Origin of the sequence: Alkalihalobacterium chitinilyticum, from assembly GCF_029028005.1 — a bacterium.
GTDB lineage: Bacteria > Bacillota > Bacilli > Bacillales > Bacillaceae_F > Alkalihalobacterium > Alkalihalobacterium chitinilyticum.
The window spans coordinates 51,709-73,639 of record NZ_JAOTPO010000017.1 but is presented as its reverse complement, the minus strand read 5'-3'; the positions used below and the strand labels follow the sequence as shown (position 1 = coordinate 73,639).

Annotated in this window: 18 protein-coding genes; 10 read left to right on the top strand and 8 right to left on the bottom strand. The window is 37.3% G+C overall.

Annotated features, from left to right (window positions below):
* Positions 1 to 140: 140 nt before the first annotated feature.
* The gene (locus N7Z68_RS19635) at positions 141 to 1,442 is read right to left on the bottom strand and encodes a sugar ABC transporter substrate-binding protein (protein WP_275120169.1); all 1,302 of its coding nucleotides are present in this window, start codon (positions 1,440 to 1,442) and stop codon (positions 141 to 143) included.
* A 791-nt stretch (positions 1,443 to 2,233) separates the two neighbouring features.
* Between N7Z68_RS19635 and N7Z68_RS19630 the strand changes: the two genes are divergently transcribed.
* From N7Z68_RS19630 to N7Z68_RS19620, 3 genes are all read left to right on the top strand, one after another.
* The gene (locus N7Z68_RS19630; protein WP_275120168.1) at positions 2,234 to 3,988 is read left to right on the top strand and encodes a glycoside hydrolase family 13 protein; all 1,755 of its coding nucleotides are present in this window, start codon (positions 2,234 to 2,236) and stop codon (positions 3,986 to 3,988) included.
* Positions 3,989 to 4,202: 214 nt separating this feature from the next.
* Positions 4,203 to 5,576 carry an MATE family efflux transporter gene (locus N7Z68_RS19625; protein WP_275120167.1) on the top strand — a complete coding sequence of 458 codons (1,374 nt, stop codon included), beginning with the start codon at positions 4,203 to 4,205 and terminating at the stop codon, positions 5,574 to 5,576.
* Positions 5,577 to 5,744: 168 nt separating this feature from the next.
* Positions 5,745 to 6,257 carry a manganese efflux pump gene (locus tag N7Z68_RS19620; protein ID WP_275120166.1) on the top strand — a complete coding sequence of 171 codons (513 nt, stop codon included), beginning with the start codon at positions 5,745 to 5,747 and terminating at the stop codon, positions 6,255 to 6,257.
* Positions 6,258 to 6,350: 93 nt separating this feature from the next.
* Here the strand turns inward: N7Z68_RS19620 and N7Z68_RS19615 are convergent, their stop codons facing one another.
* On the bottom strand, positions 6,351 to 7,169 hold the full coding sequence (locus tag N7Z68_RS19615; RefSeq protein ID WP_275120165.1) for an alpha/beta fold hydrolase: 819 nt from the start codon (positions 7,167 to 7,169) through the stop codon (positions 6,351 to 6,353).
* A gap of 161 nt (positions 7,170 to 7,330) precedes the next feature.
* Between N7Z68_RS19615 and rarD the strand changes: the two genes are divergently transcribed.
* Positions 7,331 to 8,275, top strand: coding sequence for an EamA family transporter RarD (gene rarD, locus N7Z68_RS19610; RefSeq protein ID WP_275120164.1), 945 nt, complete (start codon positions 7,331 to 7,333; stop codon positions 8,273 to 8,275).
* Between the two features lie 302 nt (positions 8,276 to 8,577).
* On the opposite strand, the gene N7Z68_RS19605 is transcribed toward rarD, so the two are convergent.
* On the bottom strand, positions 8,578 to 9,030 hold the full coding sequence (locus N7Z68_RS19605) for a GNAT family N-acetyltransferase (RefSeq protein WP_275120163.1): 453 nt from the start codon (positions 9,028 to 9,030) through the stop codon (positions 8,578 to 8,580).
* A 272-nt stretch (positions 9,031 to 9,302) separates the two neighbouring features.
* On the opposite strand from N7Z68_RS19605, the gene N7Z68_RS19600 reads away from it, so the two are divergent.
* Positions 9,303 to 10,550, top strand: coding sequence for a hemolysin family protein (locus N7Z68_RS19600; protein ID WP_275120177.1), 1,248 nt, complete (start codon positions 9,303 to 9,305; stop codon positions 10,548 to 10,550).
* Positions 10,551 to 10,750: 200 nt separating this feature from the next.
* Complete coding sequence (locus tag N7Z68_RS19595) at positions 10,751 to 12,193, top strand: hypothetical protein (RefSeq protein ID WP_275120162.1); 1,443 nt, start codon at positions 10,751 to 10,753, stop codon at positions 12,191 to 12,193.
* Between the two features lie 130 nt (positions 12,194 to 12,323).
* Here N7Z68_RS19595 and purT read toward each other — a convergent pair whose 3' ends face one another.
* Positions 12,324 to 13,502, bottom strand: coding sequence for a formate-dependent phosphoribosylglycinamide formyltransferase (gene purT / locus N7Z68_RS19590; protein ID WP_275120161.1), 1,179 nt, complete (start codon positions 13,500 to 13,502; stop codon positions 12,324 to 12,326).
* A 311-nt stretch (positions 13,503 to 13,813) separates the two neighbouring features.
* On the opposite strand from purT, the gene N7Z68_RS19585 reads away from it, so the two are divergent.
* Positions 13,814 to 14,389: a guanylate kinase gene (locus N7Z68_RS19585; protein ID WP_275120160.1), complete on the top strand. Its 576-nt coding sequence runs from the start codon at positions 13,814 to 13,816 to the stop codon at positions 14,387 to 14,389.
* 76 nt (positions 14,390 to 14,465) lie between these two features.
* On the opposite strand, the gene N7Z68_RS19580 is transcribed toward N7Z68_RS19585, so the two are convergent.
* Genes N7Z68_RS19580 through N7Z68_RS19570 form a run of 3 tightly spaced genes read right to left on the bottom strand, consistent with a single transcriptional unit; the run spans position 14,466 to position 17,117 of the window.
* Positions 14,466 to 15,359, bottom strand: coding sequence for a selenium metabolism-associated LysR family transcriptional regulator (locus N7Z68_RS19580; protein ID WP_275120159.1), 894 nt, complete (start codon positions 15,357 to 15,359; stop codon positions 14,466 to 14,468).
* 2 nt (positions 15,360 to 15,361) lie between these two features.
* A complete protein-coding gene (locus tag N7Z68_RS19575) occupies positions 15,362 to 16,180 on the bottom strand; it encodes a uroporphyrinogen-III synthase (RefSeq protein ID WP_275120158.1) in 819 nt (272 codons plus the stop codon).
* Between the two features lie 37 nt (positions 16,181 to 16,217).
* Positions 16,218 to 17,117, bottom strand: coding sequence for an AEC family transporter (locus tag N7Z68_RS19570; RefSeq protein ID WP_275120157.1), 900 nt, complete (start codon positions 17,115 to 17,117; stop codon positions 16,218 to 16,220).
* Between the two features lie 258 nt (positions 17,118 to 17,375).
* Between N7Z68_RS19570 and N7Z68_RS19565 the strand changes: the two genes are divergently transcribed.
* The gene (locus N7Z68_RS19565; protein ID WP_275120156.1) at positions 17,376 to 18,242 is read left to right on the top strand and encodes a dimethylarginine dimethylaminohydrolase family protein; all 867 of its coding nucleotides are present in this window, start codon (positions 17,376 to 17,378) and stop codon (positions 18,240 to 18,242) included.
* Positions 18,243 to 18,307: 65 nt separating this feature from the next.
* Here N7Z68_RS19565 and N7Z68_RS19560 read toward each other — a convergent pair whose 3' ends face one another.
* A complete protein-coding gene (locus N7Z68_RS19560; RefSeq protein ID WP_275120155.1) occupies positions 18,308 to 20,410 on the bottom strand; it encodes a bifunctional diguanylate cyclase/phosphodiesterase in 2,103 nt (700 codons plus the stop codon).
* 170 nt (positions 20,411 to 20,580) lie between these two features.
* On the opposite strand from N7Z68_RS19560, the gene N7Z68_RS19555 reads away from it, so the two are divergent.
* Both N7Z68_RS19555 and N7Z68_RS19550 read left to right on the top strand, forming a co-directional pair.
* Entirely contained in the window at positions 20,581 to 21,318 is a 738-nt protein-coding gene (locus N7Z68_RS19555; protein ID WP_275120154.1) for a metallophosphoesterase family protein, read from the top strand.
* A 213-nt stretch (positions 21,319 to 21,531) separates the two neighbouring features.
* Complete coding sequence (locus N7Z68_RS19550; RefSeq protein ID WP_275120153.1) at positions 21,532 to 21,930, top strand: hotdog fold thioesterase; 399 nt, start codon at positions 21,532 to 21,534, stop codon at positions 21,928 to 21,930.
* The last annotated feature ends 1 nt before the right edge of the window (position 21,931 follow it).

The following is a 21,931-nucleotide window of genomic DNA, read 5'->3' as shown; positions in this document are numbered from 1 at the left end:
AAAATCTTTGTCGAATAAAATGGATAATCAGTGAGGCGGTTAGGGGGATTATTCCTTCATACCACACTCACTGATTATTTGCTGACCTTTTATCTTTTTGTAATAACGAAGGAATGCATCCTCGTTTTACAATTGATTAATTATTGTTGTTGCTCACGAATAGCAGTTTCAATTGTGTTGACTGCGCGGTCTAACGCTTCTTGAACATCAACATTACGATTCCAAATTTCTGTGAACGCTGCTTCCATTGGTCCCCAAACAAGTGGCATTTCAGGAATGTTTGGCATTGGTACAGCATGAGTAGCTTGCTCTAAGAAACCTACAGAAATCGGGTTACTTTGAATATCTTCATGCTCTGTTAAAGCAAAACGCGGCGGTAATGCACCAGTAATTTCGTAAGCTGCTAAAAGATTCTCTTCGTTCGTGATAAATTTCGCTAATAGAGACGCTGCATCTGGGAATTCAGAGTAAGCATTAACATAGAAACCACGAGTTCCAGAGAAAGTTGTTGGGTTCTCACCGTTGCTTAAAACTGGAAGTGGAGCTACGTTAAAGTTAATTCCAGCATCCTCATAACCACGAACAGCCCAAGGACCATTGATGTCGAATGCTAATTCTCCACCTTCAAACAAACCAGTTCTAACGTCATAAGTAATATCTTCTACAGCCATACCCGGATTTAACTCCTTTAATGGCATTAAGATTTCTTCAGTACCAGCAACAGCACCAGCATTATTTAAACCGATGTCTTCTGGGTTCGTACCGTCATCACCAAATACATAACCACCGTGTCCACCAAGGAAGCCATATAAGAAGTATAAGTTAGCAGGTTCCATCATAAAGCCGTACTGTTTACCTTCTGTTAAGTCACCAGCCATTTCAAATAGCTCTTCCATTGTTTCAGGTGTTTCTTCTACTAAGTCTGTGTTGTAGTAAAGGGCATATGTTTCAATACCAGATGGATATCCGAATAATTCACCCTCGAATGAAGTAGCTGTAATCGCTGCTTCCATGAAATCTTTACTATATTCTTCTGGCCAGAAGTTTTCTAAAACTAGACCAGCTGAGATTGCACGTCCGATACGATCATGCGTTGATGCAAATACGTCAGCAGCCATCCCTTGAGGACCATCAGTTGCTAGACGCTCTGGAGCATCTTCTTGGTTTACTTCTTCTACTTGAACTGGCACACCATATTCAGCTTCAAACTTCTCTGCCATTAATTCTGCCCACTCAAGTTGTTGGTCACCATCACTCCATAAAAGTAATTCTGCACCTTCTTCAGGAACGATTTCAAAATCCTCTACTGTTTCTTCAGTAGTATCTTCACCGATCCCCGTATCTTCTTGTACTTCTTCATCTGCTGCTCCACCACAAGCTGCAAGCATCATTGATGATGTTAACAACACAGAAGCAGTTAAAAGTTTTGTCTTTTTGAACATAATCGATTTCCCCTTTTTAAAGAATAATTAATAAATAATAGAACATCCTTTTACTTACAAAACGACTAAGTATTATACACCTCCTTTAAATGATAAAGTTCATTAAGGCTTGTACACATTTTGACAGCAAGCGATAGTTAATGGATACGATACATTTATTTTCTATAACAATGCTATTTTCTATTCGAATTTCATACTAAATGATTCGAATTTATCTTAGGCTTTGTAAGATAAATGATCACACCTTATGAGCAACCGCTTGCATAAAGAGTTTTTAAAAAAAGCTTACGCACACAATCAATGTGAAAACGTTTGCACTTTGTTGAATTTATTATACAATCGATTATCTACACTGACAATACTTTTTTACGAAAATATTTTCGTTGTCACCTAAATGACTTATTTTGTTTATTGGTCATGGCTTTAGATGTAATAACTCTTCTTTTTTTCATTCGTCCAGTCTAGTATAATTACTAGTACTAAAGAGTACCCTTACTCAAGGATTATTCTTACCTCGAAAGGTGTATTGCACGATCTTTAATAGTACATCGTGCTTCATTTAAGCAATCGATTGCACTATAGTTATGATAAAAACTATTTTTTATCCATAGTTCTCCTTTCTAAAAAGATATATTTAGCAATAATTTCTCTTGTAAAACCAATGTTACCTTTCCATCCATGCCCATACTACAGGTTGTGCAAGCGCTTGACAACCATGATCATTGTTAGTAAATTTCTTGATGAGTAACGTACCAATAAATTTTGTGCCATATCAAAGGAGAGTGTCACTAATGTTAAAAGCAGCTATTTACCATCGTCCTAAAAATGAATTTGCTTATGCTATAGATGAAAGCACCTTGCATATTCGACTGAAGACAAGCAAAAATGACGTACATAAAGTTATTCTAGTATACGGTGATCCTTATGATTTTAACGAAGAGGAAAAATGCTGGGTTTCCAATAAAAAAGAAATGACATTCAACGGCAGTGATGATTTGCACGATTATTGGCTAGTGGCAATCTCTCCTGAACATCGCCGTCTACGTTATGGATTTATGCTCGAAAATGAGAAGGCATCTCTCTTTTACACCGAAAAAGGTTTCTATAAAGAGCAACCAAAAGATGCCGGGTATTATTTCTGTTTTCCTTTCTTAAATAAAATTGATGTATTCTCTCCTCCTGCTTGGGTGAATAGCACTGTCTGGTATCAAATTTTTCCAGAGCGGTTTGCAAATGGCAACCCAAAGATTAATCCAGAAGGTGCACTCGCTTGGGGAAGCACAGATCCTACACCTACTAATTTCTTTGGCGGTGATTTCCAAGGCGTCATTGACCACTTAGATTATATAGAAGAACTCGGAATTACAGGTTTATACTTTACGCCTATATTTAAGGCATACTCTAACCACAAATATGACACGATTGACTATATGGAAATTGATCCGCAATTCGGCGATAAAGCAACCTTCAAAAAGCTTGTGCAAAAATGTCATGAAAAAGGTATTCGTGTAATGTTAGATGCCGTTTTCAATCATAGCGGCTTTTATTTTGAACCCTTTCAAGACGTGCTAAAACAAGGAGAAAATTCTCGATACAAAGACTGGTTTCATTTACAAGGATTTCCTGTCAAGGCTGAGGAGCCAGCTAATTATGATACTTTTGCGTACGTACCATCGATGCCGAAGTTAAACACAGAAAACGAAGAAGTTAAAAAGTATTTATTAGATGTTGCTCGTTATTGGATTGAAGAGTTTGATATTGATGGGTGGCGTTTAGACGTTGCTAATGAGGTCGATCATTCGTTTTGGCGGGAGTTTCGACTAACTGTTAAACAAGCGAAGGCTGATGCCTACATTTTAGGGGAAATTTGGCATGACTCCATGCCTTGGCTTCAAGGTGATCAGTTTGACGCCGTGATGAATTACCCATTAACATCAGCAATTACAGAGTATTTTGCTAAAGCCAATATTAGCACATCTCAGTTTGCAAATGCAGTGACTACAGTAACAAACCTATACCCAGAAACTGTGAACGAAGTACAATTTAATTTACTCGGAAGTCACGATACCCCAAGAATTCTTACGATAAGTGACAACAATAAAGATAAGGTAAAACTTCAAATGTTCGTCCAATTCACAATGGCTGGAACACCTTGTATCTACTATGGCGATGAAATTGGAATGACAGGGGACCAAGATCCAGGCTGCCGAAAATGTATGATATGGGATAAAAACAAACAAGACACAGATATGTTCTCTTTTACTCAAAAGTTAATTTCATTACGTAAAAACTATCTTTTATTGCGCACGAATCAAAACTTCCAATTTATTGATGTCTCGGACGGTGAAAGTGTAGTAATGTATCGAAAGAAAGATGAACGAAACGAAATTCTTGTGATCATTAATAACAATGCCGAAAGAAAAGAAATTGCAATCCCTGCAGCTTACCAAAATAAACAAGGTGAAAACCTATGGGACCAACAAAAAACTACACTAGCTTCTACGATTGAAATAGAAGGAGACGATTTCCATATCGTCATGTTTTAATCATTAAAGGCGGGTGACTCCTTACATGTGCCACGTACTCCAAGCCAAATACGAGGAATGCAGCACAACGGAGTCACTCTTTTCAATTCCAAATATTTATTATTAGACGTTAATTGATGTATAATAATTTGTCTGTTCTATTGTACTCAGGCTTAAACTAACTTTAAAACACAACCTAAACCAACGAGATCTTACAAAAGAAAGGGGGATGAAAGTGCTTCAAAATGAAAAACAACAACAGCGAAAGCTAACCCTCTTTGCCATTACATGGCCGATTTTTATCGAAATCATGCTTCATATGATTATGGGGAATGCGGATACCTTAATGCTCAGCCAATATTCAGATGATGCTGTAGCCGCTGTCGGAGTTTCCAACCAGCTGCTTGCAGTCATTATCGTCATGTTTGGATTTATTGCAACAGGTACAAGTATTTTAGTTGCCCAGTATTTAGGGGCGAATGAAGGTGAAAAGGCAAATCGATTTGCTGTCGTATCCTTATTTGCAAATGTCATCTTTGGTCTCTTATTAAGTATCATTCTCTTCTGCTATAGCGAATTTTTATTAAAAATGATGAATCTCCCGCCAGAACTGATGGACAACGGTGTCACTTATTTACAGATTGTTGGTGGGTTTTCATTTATTCAAGCTTTAATTATGACAGCTGGGGCAATAATTCGCAGTCACGGTTTTACGAAAGATGCGATGTATGTCACGATCGGAATGAACATCTTAAATATTATCGGGAACTACATCTTTATTTTCGGTGCGTTTGGATTTCCAGAACTCGGTGTAACTGGGGTTGCTGTCGTTACCGCTGTCAGCCGCGGACTTGGCGTTATCGTATTACTCGTTCTTCTATATAAACGCGTAAATGGAAATCTATCATTCTCTTTTCTGCGGAAATTTCCAAAGTATGAAATTAAATCCCTGCTTAAGATTGGAATACCGTCAGCAGGAGAACATCTTGCCTATAATACTTCGCAAGTTGTCATTGTTTTCTTTATTGCTTCAATTGGAACAGAAGCTTTAACGACGAAAGTATATACACAAAACATCATGATGTTTATTCTGCTTTTTTCTGTGGCCATCGGGCAAGGTACACAAATTTTAATCGGTCATCAAGTTGGTGCTAACAAATTAGATGATGCATATAAACGTTGTATCCGCAGCTTAAAAATTGCGGTAGCCGTGTCTACAGGAATGGCGATTATTTTTTATCTCCTTAGTGACATAATCTTTTCTATTTTTACTACGAATGAAGAGATTATTAGAGTCGGTAGCTTGTTACTCCTATTAACTATAATTCTTGAACCTGGTCGAGCGTTCAACTTAGTCGTCATTAATTCTTTGCGAGCCGCAGGCGATGTTCGTTTCCCAGTTTATATGGGCATTCTCTCCATGTGGGGAATTGCTGTTACCGTCTCTTATATTCTAGGAATCTATTTCGGCTTAGGCTTAATCGGAATATGGATTGCATTTATATTAGATGAATGGCTGCGCGGGCTATTTATGCTGTGGCGTTGGCGCGGTCGTAAATGGCAGCAGATGTCTTTTGTAAGAAAAGTGGAACAAAAAGACCATGCATAACAGAGAGATGACTCAAACAGCCAATTACAAGTTCCAAACACATTGGGACTTTGAAATTGCTAGGCTATAGGAGTCATCTTCTTCTTTTTATATAATTTTATAACTTGGTTAAAAATCTATAATAACCTCCTGCCTAGAGCAATATCTTAAAGTAGGAGGAATTTTTAAATGGAAGCACTAGCCTTTCTGTTCTCACTGTTTCTACTAAGTATAGACGGGTTTATTATTGGCTTTATTTTTGGATTAAAAAGGATTCGAATTGAATTATCAACATTGACCATTATTTCGATCTTTACTGCATTTGTCATGCTTATTGCTTTATTTTTTGGTAATGTCGTCGGAGAGTTTATTCCCACGTATGCGATCAAAGTGTTATCGGGAATTTTGTTAATCGTAATTGGAGCCTATCAATTACTGAGCAATCCTCCCCTCTATCAACCCTCCTTTTTAATACGCCTGGCGATCATTATTAATATCGACGGTCTCGCTTATGGCGTACAAGCAGGGTTAGCTGGTCGTTCGTATAGCTTCGCCTTCTTTGTTGGGATTTTTCTATTTGCAGCGATTGTTTTCGGGGTTATACAAGGAAATACAATTAGAAACTCTTTCGTTCTTCGTTACCTCGCTGTTTTACCAGGTTCCATTTTTATTGTGCTAGGTTTAAGTAAATTTATATTTTAAATAAAATTTAATTTCCTACAAATACAAAAAAACTCATTCTAATGCGAATGAGTTCTTTTTTTTAGAATAAAAAGACAACCATTTGAAGTAGTCCTATTTCGCTTGTACTAACTGTGAGAGCCTGTCATTGGATTTGATAAAAGAAATGGCCTTTTCATTAAATTCATCACTTTTTTCAATGTTACAAACATGGCCACAGTTTGGAATGACGTGCAATTTACCATTCACATCGTCTTTCACGTGAGCTCTTACTAGTTTTACAAACAGATGGTCTTCATTACCAGAAATATATAGCTTCGGTATGTTTACATGTGCACCGAGCGTTGTTTCTTTAACATGATTGGCCAGTTGAAACCAACGCAAAAATGAGGCTCTTCCCATCTTTTTCGCCTCTTGAATGAAAATACTTCTTGATGTCTTGTGATTTTTCTTCGGCATCATAATTTGGGCAAATAAACGGTACAGCCACATATACGGTACGAAGTTTTTAAGTGCGCTACCTAATCGAATTAACGTTGCAGACAGTATATTAAAGCGAACGACCATTCCACCTAAAACAGCCGAATGGAAACGATGACTGTGTGTTTTCATCAACTGATAAATGACCACAGATCCTAAAGAAATCCCTACAAAATGGGCTTTGCGAATTTTATGTTCATCTAACACCCGAATCACCATTTGAGCACACGTTTTAAAAGAACTATGCTGCTCCCACTCTTTGAAAGATGGATTAGGATGATGATCAGGTAAATCAATTGTGATGACATTAAAGTTTTGTTTAAAATACTTTAATTGCTTGTACCATATTTTCGAATTCCCTCCAAGTCCATGAAGCATGATGACCCAAGGTAAGTCAAGTGATTTGTTGTGAGGAAAAATTTTATGACGCAAACTATCCTGTACTGAAGTCAAAATAAGCATCCTCTCTACTCTCTAATTCGTTTACTATTCTATCATTTTTTACGTACGATCACCTAGTCTTTCATTCACCAGAGTTAAAATTTCTTGATTTTTGCCCAAAATCGCCATAAAATGTTCTTACAAATTACTAAAATTGGAATCGAGGAGTCAACTTGGAACAAGATCAGTCAAAAGAACATCTACTTGGTGTCTTATCTGCCATCGGTGCTTATGTACTATGGGGGATATTACCTCTTTATTGGAAATTACTAGATACTATCCCACCGCATGAAGTTCTTGCCCATCGAATTGTTTGGTGTTTAGTTTTTATGCTTATTATCCTACTTGCACTCGGAAAGTTTAAAAGTTTCATAGAAGAAGTACGAGGAATACTCACTCAACCGAAACAAATGATTAGTATTACCATTGCCTCTTTTATAATCAGTGTTAATTGGTATTTATTTATTTGGGCCGTCACTAACGACCGGGTCATCGAAGTGAGTCTGGGATATTATATTAATCCGATTGTGACAGTCATTCTAGGGGTGCTTGTCTTAAAGGAAAAGTTATCGTTTTGGCAAACGATTGCGGTTGTGTTAGCATTTACTGGTGTTTTACATATGACCGTACAGTTTGGAAGTATTCCATGGGCTGCGTTAACATTAGCTGTTAGTTTCGCCCTTTACGGACTATGTAAAAAAATTGCCAATGTCGGCGCGATGACTGGTTTAACAATTGAAACCTTGCTAATAACACCATTCGCCTTATTATTTGTTGTTCATTTATCTCGGTCAAATGCCAATTCTTTTACTACTGAAGGACTCGAGGTCATGCTCCTCCTCATTGGCGCAGGTTTGGCAACAGCTATTCCACTTTTGTTATTTGCAAGTGGTGCTAGACGAATATCTTTATCTCTCATTGGTTTTTTTCAATATATCGGTCCAACGATTATGTTATTTCTGGGCGTTCTATTATTTCAAGAGCCTTTTACACTCGCGCACTTCAGTTCATTTTTATTTATATGGTCAGCCCTATTTATCTTTTCATTCGGTAAGACAAAGTTATTTGTTAGGCTAGAACCTAAATTTCTACAAAAGAAAAAATCGTTTCAGGGATAAAATAGAAGCACTCGTGGGGATACTTAAATCAAAAAAACAGCAAAAATAACCATATAATCGCCACACAAAAAAGGTTGGGTTTTCTATAATATATCCCAACCTTTTTCATATGCGTAATTACACTATAGTACATAACGTTCATTACTCATATAAAAACCTTTCCCTGCATTGTCCTTCATCAGCCCTATGAAGGACACTTCTCTTGCATTTCCACCTTGAAGTGTCCTTCATCATCTCCATGAAGGACACTTCTCTTGCATTTCCACCTTGATTTGTCCTTCATCATCCCCATGAAGGACACTTCACTTATCGCTACTTTTATAAATCATATCAATATGAGGAATGTCATCTTCTAAATACACATCCGAGATGGTTTTAAAACCAAATGATCCGTAAAAGAGCTCTAAATATTGTTGGGCTTGAATTTTAATTTCGGTTTCATTTAAATCCTGTTCAATGATCGTAATTGCACGTTTAAGCATTTCTTTAGCTAAACCAGTTCCTCTATATTCTTTTTTAACAATGACTCTTCCTATCGAACATTCTTTATACTTCGCATGTTTAGGAAGGATTCTTAGGTAGGCAACAACTTCTCCATTTAACTCCTTAAATAAATGATGGGAAACGAGATCGTACCCATCGACTTCTTCATAAGGGCAATTTTGTTCGACAACAAATACATTCGTTCTTTCTTTTAATATATTGTACACTTCCAGGTTTGTTAGTTCTTCAAACGTTTTAAGTTTCCACTCCATGCTTCCACCTCTATGTAAATGTTTATGTATATTTATCAATTGATAAAGTTTAAAAGGATTAGCCGAATCGATTGTACTGTTCATTCTTTGTCTTTGATCACACTATACCCATTTTACACAATTCCATCTTTAAACGCATTTGTTATGTACTGCATTCTCGCCGATTAACCGTCTTATTTAGGATTTTGCTGTTCGAATTTAATCCACTCTCATCAATTTCATGTTTTAGGACAGAATAACCAATATATCTTTTTATTTTAGGAGCGATTATGTTGTCGGATATCCCTGTAGGTTTATTATTTTTTCTTGGCATCCTTTTATTTTTATCCGCCTTCTTTTCCTCAGCGGAAACAGCATATTCGAGCGCAAATAAGATTAGAATTAAAAGTTATGCTGATGAAAATCGCAGTGGAGGACAGAAGGCTTATTTCATTACTCAGCATTTTGATCATGCTTTATCTACGATATTAATTGGCAATAATTTAGTTAACATTGCAGCTGCGACAATTTCTGCCCAAATTGCAACGACCTTATTTGGCGCAAACACTGGACTTCTCGTCAGCACGATTGTCATGACGATTCTTGTTCTCATTTTTGGTGAAGTTCTCCCGAAGTCTTTTGCAAAAGAAAACGCGGAACCCTTCGCCTTAAAAATTGCGGGTATTTTAACGTTTCTAATGAAATTATTTAAGCCGTTGACGTGGGTACTCGTTCAATTAAAAGAAAAAATTTCTGCCCTCGTTACAAAGGAAGGGTTAACTCCATCGATCACCGAACAAGAATTAAAAGAAATGGTAACCATTAGTGAAGAAGAAGGTGTCATTGAAAATCATGAAAAAGAATTACTGCATAACTCATTAGATTTTAATGATATTCGGGTGGTAGAAATTTTAACTCCCAGGACTGATGTATTTGCGATCGATGTGGAAATGCCCTTCGAGGAAGTGACCGCGTTATTATTTGATGAACGGTATTCAAGAATCCCTGTTTACGAAGGAAATATTGATAATATTATCGGAATTTTATCTGAGCGTGATTTCCTGTCGCACTTAATTAAGCATAAAGAAGTGAACATTAGAGAAATTGTACGTAAGCCGATGTTTGTTATTGAAACTTTAACCGTTTCAACACTCCTCCCGATCTTACAAAAAAATCGCGTCCATATGGCTGTCGTAATCGATGAGTTCGGCGGGACATCAGGGATCATTACATTGGAAGATATATTGGAAGAATTAGTCGGGGAGATTTGGGATGAGCATGATGATAAAGTACGCGGTGTAGATCAATTAGAAGAAAACCTTTATGAATTTTACGGGGATTTCGATCTTGATGATTTTGCACAATTAGCGAATATTGAAATCCCGAATAGTACGAATCACACATTAGGCGGCTGGTTAGTCGAACTCTTTCAAAAAGTTCCTACAGCCGGTGAGCAATTAGAATACGAGCATTTAACAATTACCATTACCGAAGCGGAAGAACGCCGGATCATAAAAGTCAAAGTCGAAATAAAAAACTAAGTACCACAAAAAATGGTACCAGGCACCTTTACTCACTTAACTTATTAAAGTGGTAAAGGTGCCTGGTACCTCTTCTTCTTTTTTCTCTTCTTCCTTTTCCTATCTTTTCTCTTTTTTCACAAATGCCTATGGGCTGACATACATTATTTCATGATAATTGTTTGACGATCTTACCTTCTCAGAAAGGAGTCATTTATATCATGGAGTTAACTGCAGCCCATTGGATGTATTTAATAGGCACATGTATCATTATAATGACGATGCTTTTTAGACAAAACGTCGTCGTTCCTGCGTTGTTAATGACCTTTTTTGTCGGATGGATCTACAGTGGTTCATTTTTGATGGGGGTTCAATCGATCTTTAATGCCAGCTTAACAGCCGCAGCAGAGCTTTTTAATATATTTCTCATTATCGCGATCATGACGGCACTACTACACGCTTTAAAAGCGATAGGTTCTGATGAACAAATGATTGTTCCGTTTCAAAAAGTGATGAAAAATGGGCACTTGTCCTTTTGGATACTCGTGTTTGTCACCTATGCCCTATCGTTATTTTTCTGGCCGGCACCAGCTGTTCCGCTAATAGGTGCACTTCTAATACCGGTGGCCATTCGAGCAGGTTTACCACCAATCGGTGCTGCTATTGCGATTTCATTAGCAGGTCACGGGATGGCTTTATCTTCAGACTTTGTCATTCGAGTTGCACCCGGGTTAACCGCTTCTTCTGCAGGTTTAGATGTAGCAGCCATTACTGACAAAACGCTCATACTCTCACTTATTACTGGAGCGGTTGCACTATCTATTGCCTACTTTATGATTCGGAAATCCATAGTCAAGCCTTCGAAAGAAAATCTTATCAAGTGGGAGCAAAATGATGAAGATGATCAAGAACAAGATCAAGCAATAAGTCCACCCGAACAAAACGAAGTGGCTAAGAGCAAATATAGCTTTTTATTCGCCCTAATTGTTCCGCTAACTTTTTTAGCGATCATCGTTTATGTTGTCCTTGCCACATTTTCAAATGCAGTACCTTCCATTGAAAGCGGTGCTGGTGCATCACTCATTGGCGGGATTGCTGTCATTTTAATTATTGGGGCTGCTTTCGCAAAAAATGTAAAGTCTTCCCTGAAGAATGTGGCTGATCATATAACGAAAGGATTTATGTTCGCCTTTAAAGTGATGGGAGTTGTAATTCCGATTGCGGGCTTTTTCTTCATTGGCAGCGGAGATTTTGCAGCGAAGATTTTTCGCTTGGAGGACCCGGATCAAGCCCCAGCCTTTTTATTTGATTTAGTTCAGGCAGGGCAACACGCCATTCCTGAAAACGCATTTATTACTGGCTTTGGCGTCCTGTTATTAGGGATGATATCAGGCTTAGATGGTTCTGGCTTTTCTGCTTTACCGTTAATCGGTTCCCTGTCAGATGCATTGAGTCAAAGTATTGGAGTGGATGGAACGACACTAGCCTCGATCGGACAAATGGGTGCCATTTGGGTTGGTGGCGGTACGTTAATCGCCTGGTCACCAATCATTGCGATCGCAGGCTTTGCTAAAATTCCAGTTATGGACCTTGTTCGTAAAAGCTTCATTCCGGTCATTATCGGATTAATCGTTTCTACAGTTGTCGCGTTGATGTTCTTATAATTATTAAAATTGAGGGTGACTCAAGTGGTTTCACGACTAGCGTCCAACACTCATTAGTATTAAATGGTTTGGAGTTCTAGCAGCAATAACCACAAAAGTCACCCTCTTATTTATCGTAAACGATAAGGATTTATTTGTAAGTAACCTTTATTTTATCAGCAGCAACTTTCGCTTTTTCTCTTGAAGTATCAACAGAGTCTGATGTATGGAGCACGACAGCCATTCTTCGTCCTACCTTCGTTTCTGGTTTTCCGAAAATACGAACTTGTGTATCTGGCTCAGTCACAGCCTCTTCTACACCATCTATTTGATAAGACTTACTCTCTTCCCAAGCTTTAATTGTATGACTTGCACCTGGCGAAATTAACCGAATGTTCGGGATCGGCAAACCTAAAATTGCACGAACATGGAGAGCAAATTCTGATAATTGTTGTGTAGCTAGTGTAACCATACCTGTATCATGCGGGCGTGGTGAAACTTCACTGAAATAAACGCCATTAGGGGTTAGAAATAACTCGACTCCAAATAAACCATACCCACCTAAAGCATCCGTGATTTTTTTAGCTACTTCTTGAGACTCAGCAATTTGTTCGTTCGTCATTTGATGCGGCTGCCACGATTCAATATAATCACCGTCTTTTTGTACATGTCCAATTGGAGCACAATACGAAGTACCTGAAACTGAACGGACGGTTAACAAAGTAATTTCAGATTCAAATTGAATGAATTCTTCTACGATCACCCGAGCTTGCTTTCCTCTACCGCCTTCTAGCGCTTCATTCCAAGATTTTTCTACATCATCCAGCGAACGACAGACACTTTGCCCTTTACCTGAAGAACTCATAATCGGCTTAATCACACAAGGTGTTCCAATTTCTTCAACAGCTGCTTCCAATTCACTTAATGTATTGGCAAAAGCATATTTTGCCGTTGGAAGTCCTAATTCTTCACTCGCTAAGCGACGAATTCCTTCGCGGTCCATCGTTAATTGCGTTGCTTTAGCTGTAGGTACGACATTGAAACCTTCCTTTTCTAGCTCTACTAACGTTCCAGTCGCAATCGCTTCAATTTCAGGAACAATAAAGTCCGGTTTTTCCGCTTCGATAATTTTACGAAGCTCCTCACCATCTAGCATATCAATGACATATGATCGATGAGCAACTTGCATCGCTGGTGCGTTTTCATACCGATCAACGGCGACTGTCTCGACACCTAGGCGTTGTGCCTCGATGATCACTTCTTTTCCTAGCTCTCCTGAACCTAACAGCATGATCTTTTTTGAATTTTCATCAAATGGTGTACCGTACATTATGTAAATCCCCCTTATTTTTTCTATACACGAACATATTAACTTACGATACTAGATAAATCAACTATAACAACCTAAATATACGAACTTTATATCGATTTAAATCTAAAATGTTCGACTAAATAACAACTACTTTCACTTATTAAGCTCTAGTTGCTTCGTACTGCTAAATCAAAAAAACTCTCATGTTCAACAAAACGTCTATTAATCAAGAAAAAATCAAAAATTATCGCGATAACCTTCGATTTTCTATTTAAAAAAAGGTAAAATAAAGAAGTGGTACCATACATATGAAAGGTGAGTGAAAAAACATGTATAACTTAAAAGAGAGTGAACGTATTTTTGTTTTTACAGGTCCAGACGGTTCAGGAAGAAAAACAGTTGCCAAACTAGTTGGAGCAACTTTTCACATGAACGGTGTCGTTTCCCATACTACGAGAACAAAAAGAAGATATGAAACTGAAGGTGTCGATTATCACTATTTAAGTGAAGAAGATTTCCTTGAAGCTCACCGTAACGGAGAATTTTTAGAAAAAGTTGAAATTAACGGATATTTGTATGGAATTAAAGAAAAAGAAATTGAAGAGAAGTTTAAGAAAAAAGGCTGTATTTGGGTCGTATTGAATACTGAAGGTGCTGACATTCTAAAAGAAATGTACGGCGATAAAGTTATCCGTATATTTGTATATGCAGATGAAGAAACGGTAAGAAGACGTCAATACGGACGCGGCGACTCAGATGACGTAATTCAAAATCACTTAGAACACTATAATGAAGATATGGCGTACAAGGAAAAGTGTGAGTATGTTGTTGAGAACTACGAGTTGTCTCATACTACATTTGAAATCGCTAATCTCGTTGAAAAGTATTTAGAGCCAACAAAATAAATTAATGAAAGCAAAGAGCTTGTACATTTATTACATGTACAAGCTCTTAGTTCTATAATCAAAACTCCCATTACTCTTAATCAAAAAAACGGTCAGCACCTTCAATTTTGACTATAAATAATTGGTGGGCTTTTGAATACCCAGGATTTTTTGATTGGACAAGAGAAAAGTGTCTAACAAACTTCCGGTTGTTAATATTTAATCTTTTTATTGTTCCAGCTTGAAGTTCCTTCCTTACCGTCCATTTCGAAATCATTGCTATCCCTAACCCTTCAGACACCGCTTCTTTTATCCCTTGACTACTGCTAAAAATAAAAGAATGTTTAACGTTTAAATTCAACTCTTGCATAAATCGGTCACTGTAAGCGCGTGTACCTGACCCGCTTTCTCTCCAGATCCAAACTTCTTCCTGCAGCATTTCAGGCTTGACCACTTTTAATTGCGCTAACGTATGATTTGCTGGTGCAATCATAATCATTTCATCTTCCATAAATGGGTGCACCTCGACATCAGCGTTGGCGACTTCACCTTCGACTAATCCAATATCTAAATCATTGCTGCGAATTCGTTCAATTACTTCCTCGGTATTTGCAACCGTCACTTCAACTGTGACACCACGATTTTCACGTGCATATTCAGCTAATAGTTTTGGAAGGATATACTCACCAATGGTAAAACTGGCACCAATTTTAATCGTTCCTTGAACAATATTTTTACGATCATTCATTTCCTGTTTCGCTTCATCGTATAAAGAAAGCATTTGTTTTGCTTTTACGTATAATATTTTTCCTTCTTCTGTCACTTTTACTTGTTTTGGTGACCGATGTAATAACGTCGCCTCAAATTCATTTTCTAAATTACGGATGTGTAAGCTAACATTCGGTTGTGATAAATTTAAAAGCTTCGCGGCTTTTGAGAAATTCTTTTGTTCTACAACAGTCACATAAATACGTAGGTTATCAATCGACATCTTTAAACTTCTTTTAAGCTTTCATAATATCTACCCAATTCAATAATCATCGCACCCATTCTTTCTAGCTCAGGAACAACATACTTGTCAATGCCCTCTTCACGAAAAGCTTCGGCCGTCACTTTACCAACTGCTACCGGCACGATTTTATCTTTAAAGTATGGTATCAACTTCTCATAAAGCCCTTTTACCCTTGCATAATTAAAAAGAGAACGTACTTGGATCGCCGTTGTAAAACAGACCGCATCCACTTTTCCTGCAAAAATATCTTCGCATAGTGCGTCAACGGTTGCTGGTTCAGGGGCAATATGTCGGTACGGTAAAATATGTTTAACTGCAGCACCCTTTTCTTCTAAGAACTTCGTTAAACGCGGTGCCGTTTCACCGTGTAACTGTATCGTTACGCGTTTTCCTGTAAGGTCAAAGTCTTTTAGGGCTCGCGATAAACCTTCTGTTGTCCCATCATCATCTTTTGCAATGGGTTTCACATCTATTTTCTTTAATGCTGCCAATGTCTTATATCCCCTTGCAGCCACTTTCACCTCTTGAACCATATGTAAAAACGGTTCTTCTAACCCATTTTGTTGTGCAATTTTCAGCAAGGTTTCAGTCCCAATACCCGTTGTAAAAATCATCCAGTCGGTACCATCATCAATTAATTGTTTAAGTTCTGGCTCCACTTGTTCTTCCGCCAAAAAAACAGTTCCTTGCAAAGGACGAACAATCGCCGTCCCTCCTTGTTTTTCAATTAAAGTTGCCATCTCTTCTGTTTTGCGCGAAGCAGCTAAAACTACTTTTTTCCCGGCTAAAGCATTTCCCATTTGTTTACTCCTTTCACTTCTATCCTATGAATCTAGTTTACCCTAAAATCGTTAAAAGAATCGAGATTGTCACAACACTGACCAAAGTAGTAACTAATGCAATACTCGAGACTAGCTTTGGTGTCGTGTTAAATTGTAAAGCGTACATCGTGGTTGTAACCGCTGTTGGCATCGCCGTCAATACAATTAGTACTTTTGCTAAGAGCGGGTCTACAGGAAACAACATAACAAATATAAAAGCAATAAGAGGTGAAACAAACATTCTTACCGTCGTGCCGTAAATAAGCCTTTCTTTATTAATAACTTTATCGACTTTTAATTCGGCTAATTGCATACCGAGTATTAACATGACAACTGGAATTGTCGCTTGACCGACAAGATCAACAGCTGAATATAAGTTTGCTGATAGTGGAATGTTAAACAGGTTAAATAAGATCGCAATAATCATTGCATATGTTAATGGCATAGCACTTATCGTTTTGATCGCGGCTCTAAATCCTAATTGTCCGCTCGCTGCATAGTATACCCCGAAAAAGTTCATAATAACGGACTGCAGGACCATAAATGAAACAGCATAAGCAAATCCCGTTTCACCGTATGCAAATAAAATGATCGGCGCCCCATAATTACCTGCATTCATAAAGGCTGTCGATAAAATTAAACCACTTTCTACATCACGCGGATATTTCCGGAATTTCGCATAAACCTTATTAATGATAATGAGGACAAATAAAAGAATAAGAGAAAAGACGGTAATAAACACATACTGTTGATCTAACTGAACATCATAGAACGTTCGAAATACTAATGCTGGGGTTAAAATATATACAGCTAACGTCGAAATCGATTTCAAGTCCATCTTTTTCCATCGCTGAACAACAAAACCAGAAAGAAATATTAAGATGGCAGGTAATACTACATTAACAAAAATTGTCATTCACTCTCACTAGACATACTACTGCACTCCTATTTTTTTAGTATTTACTTGTTTAGACAATCATACACGATTATTAAGGGAAGCGAAATAAAGAACTACTATCAAAGGTTCATTTCCAGATCCCCCCTTCCTTTTCTTAAAAAAATCCTATGACGAAACGATTCTGAAGTTTAAGTACCATTACATTTACTTAGCTTTCACATATCCGTTTATTTAGTGGAAATACTAAACTGAAATGATATTACTGGGAGGATGAACATGTCAGCGACAACAAAACAAAAATATAAATCGTTTGCTATGAGTGAATACGACGTATTAAAAAAAGTGATATTATGTGAACCTCAGAATATGAAAATTCGTGAAGTTATTAATGATACGCAAAAGCATTTTAAAGATGAAGGAATTCACATCGAGCGCTCCATTCAACAGCATAAACAATTTGTTGAAACATTATTAAGTCATGGGATTGATGTTGTTCTACTTTCACCTTTAGAAAAGTTTCCTGAACAAGTATTTACACGGGATATTGGTTTTACATTAGGACAAACGATTTTTGTAGCTGAAATGGCACATGATGTTAGAAAAGGAGAAGAAGATGTTTTAAAAGAGTGGTTAAAAAACGAGAAGATTTCGTATTTTAATCTCATTGGTGATGAAATTGAAGGTGGAGATGTCATTATTGATCAGTCGACGATTTATGTTGGGTTAAGTAATCGTACGAATCAGTACGCGATTGACCATTTACAAAGTATACTTCCTCAATTTGAGGTTGTCACCGTTCCCTTTACAGAAAAATATTTACATCTTGATTGTGTTTTTAATGTGATCTCACCTAAAGAGGCATTATATTTCCCAGCTGCTTTTGACCAAAAAGAAATAGACATTCTTAGTCAACGGTATGATTTAATCGAAGTTTCCGAAGAAGAACAGTTTACATTAGGCACGAATGTGTTGTCGATTGGAAATAAGCGAATTATTAGCTTGCCTGTTAATAAAAATGTCAACCAACAACTTCGTGAGCGAGGATTTGAGGTAATTGAAGTCGATATTACCGAAATTATTAAATCAGGCGGTTCTTTCAGGTGCTGTACTCTTCCGCTTTTACGTGAACAACCGACTAGTTAATTGGGGATGTCCAAAAACGGTTACAATAAGGCATAGAGAACTACTCTATGCCCTTTTTGATTAAATTAATTTATCCTTTTAATGGTCTTACCTCTTAACATCTCTTCCATCTGTAAAGCTGGCAGTGGCTTACTGTAAAAATAACCTTGAATCTCGTTACAGTCCACTTCACTCAAAGCTTTTAATTGTTCGGCGGTTTCTACCCCTTCGGCAACAATATTCATCTTAAGCGCTTGTGCTAATGAGATAATCGTTTTTGTAATCTCAAAACTTTCGGCTTCTTGGGGGATACCCATTACAAATGATCGATCAATTTTTAACGTATCGATTTTATATTTTCGCAAGTAACTGAGTGAAGAATAACCAGTTCCAAAATCATCTAACGCAATAGTAATACCCATTCCCTGCAACTTCATGATCGTATCCAATATATACGGGTTATTTTCTAATACTGCGCTTTCGGTAATTTCAATTTCTAACCATATAGGCTCAAGTTTATGTTTATCTAATGTAGCCCGTACTATTTCTACTAAGTCTCTCTTTAGGAACTGTAACACGGAAAAGTTAACGGACATTTTTATTGGCGGCAAACCAAGGACTTGCCACTGTTTGTTTTGTTCACACGCACGATCTAAAACCCATTCACCAATTGTAATGATTTGCCCGTCCTCTTCAGCAACCGGAATGAATTCATTTGGAGGGACATGACCAAAAGTAGGATGGTACCATCTAAGCAGAGCCTCAACACCAACAATTTCTTCGGTTTGACTATTAATTCTTGGTTGAAAGTGCAACAAAAATTCATCAAACTCGATTGCTTTTCGTAAATGATTTTTTAAAGTAAAAATCCGATACGTATGATTTGTAATAGAAGGTGTGTAGATTTCATACTGGTTTTTCCCTTGATCCTTCGCTTGGTACATGGCAGCATCCGCATTTTTCATTAGTTTATGAATGTTCGTTCCCCCATCAGGGTACGTACTGACTCCAATACTGCACGTAATGTATAACTCATAATCATGAATATAAAACGGTTCCTTAAAAGTTTGTATCACTTGCTTCGCTAGTTTAGTAACATCTAATTCACCGTCCATAGTAGTTTGAAGTAACCCGAATTCATCCCCGCCTATACGAGCTAATACTTCAACCCCCTGAATGTTCGTTACTAACCTTTCAGCAACTTCGCAAAGCAGCTGGTCACCAATATGATGACCTAATGTGTCATTTATAAATTTAAATCCATCTAAATCAAATAAAAAAACAGGGAATTCCGCATCTGTTTTTCTTGCTGTATCCACTTGTTCCATTAATCGTTTTTTAAAATATTCCCGGTTATACATACCAGTCAATTGATCATGATAGGCTAAATATTCGACTTCACGTTGACTCTTTTTATGTTCTGTTAGATCACGGTAATTGACAACAACCCCTCTAATGTAAGGGTTATCAACGTAGTTCGATGCAACTAATTCGGTATCAGCCCAACTGCCATCTGCTCTTTGAATCCTTAATTCAACCTTTGAGGCTTTAGCTGGCTTAGTTAGTATTTGGGCGAATGTATCTTTTGCTAGTTCTAAATCGTCTGGATGTATGAGTGCGAACGCATTTGTACCGATCAGATCTTTCGCCTCAAAACCTAGCATTTGTTCACATGCCGGGCTTTCATATAACACCACCCCATTGGGATCAATAATTCCGATGACATCACTTGAGTATTGGATTAAATGTTGAAATCTCTCTTCACTTTTCACCACTTTATGCTCAAGTTCAATTGTATTTGTAATATCTTTTACGACGCCATACACGCCTATAACTTCTCCTTCGGCTTTAATAGGAGTAGCCGTTACTTCGACGTATTTTATATTTAAACTTTTTTGCTGAATTCTAAACGTGATCTCATTCCCTTTTCCTTGTAAAACGAGCTGAAAAAAATCCATGACTTTGGAAACATCTTCACTCAGAATAAACTCTTTAAAGTTTTTTCCTATGATCGCTATTGAGTCATATTCTGTTAATGTAGACACACGTTGATTAATTTCAATAATGTTTCCTTTTGTATCAACTAAGAACAAAGCTTCAGGATAAGTGTAAAAAAGTTTTTTATATGGACCATCCTCGGTCCGCAAAAAAGTTGTAAGTTTCATATGATCTTGTTTCTGCTTGTCCACAACATCCCCCTTATGTACCACAATTATATATACATAATACACGTTTCAACAAAATTCTTCCATAGAACACATGGATTTCACACTAAATAAATAGTAGGAAAGTCATTTTTGCTAAATGAGAAAGCGATTGCTATACTTTGAATAACAATCTAAATGCGGGGTGAGATATTTTGAAAAAATATGCGTTTCTGTCGGATATACATGGTAACGCCATAGCTCTAGAAGCTGTTCTAGAAGATATCCAGTCACAAAACGTTGATGACATATTTGTATTGGGGGATCTATGTTATCGGGGTCCAGAACCAAAACGAGCGTTACAACTTGTACAAGCATTACAAGCAAAAGTCATTAAAGGAAATGCTGATGAATGGATGGTTCGAGGTGTACAACAAGGTGAGGTTCCAGATCAAATGCTTGAAATGATGAACATTGAAAGAGACTGGTGCAAAGCACAACTTAATGAAGAGGACCTATCTTATCTTGATCAACTTCCTACCGACTTAGAGATCACCTTACCAAACGGTACAGCTATTTATGCTTTTCATGCTACGCCGACAAGTTTATTTGATGTCGTTTTACCTGATACTGACGCAACGGTCTTAACGGAAAAAATGATGACGTCAAGTGATGCAAACCTATTCATCTATGCTCATATTCACTTACCTTATGTTCGTTACTTTAATGGAAAGTGTATTGCAAACTTAGGTAGTGTAGGTTTGCCGTTTGATGGACAACCTTTAGCCTCTTACGCGATTTTAGAAGAAAAGAAGGATCAGTTTAATATTTCAATCCAACGAGTCCCTTATGATACTGAAAAAGTAATATCCCAATATGAACGTTTACAATACCCGAACCTTGAGGTTATGAAAAAGGTTGTCCAACAAGGAACAAGTCCTTTTTCTAAATGATTTTAATTTCCTTCTTCTTTAGTTGAAAGAGGCTGACTCGTAAATTCAAGTTAGTCTCTTTTCTTTGTCTTTTAACCAAAAAACAAAAATTGATTTGAACCTCATACAATACCTGCAAACAATATTTTCAGAATTTTAAAGGAATTCATCGAACAATCGCGAATACAGTATTTTACTAGAATATAAATTAAAGGTAGAAGGGAAGTCTTTAAAGTGATTAAACCGTTAGAAGAAACAATACTAGGAGCTTTAGGAATTGAAGTAGTTGAAACTTCTGAAGATCGTGTCGTTGCGACAATGCCTGTTCACTCTGCAACACATCAACCGTTTGGATTACTGCACGGGGGCGCGTCAGTTGTACTTGCGGAAACAGTAGCAAGTATGGGAACCTGGAACCTCGTCGACCAAGAAAATGAAGTTGCTGTTGGCTTAGAAATTAATGCTAATCATATTCGTTCGAAAACAGACGGAATCGTAACAGCAATTGGAACACCTCTTCACAAAGGACGTACAACGATGGTTTGGGATATTAAAATTGTTGATGAGCAAGAAAAACTAATTTGTGTTTCTCGTTGTACAGTTGCCATAAAAAAAATGCCAAAAGCTGAGTAAT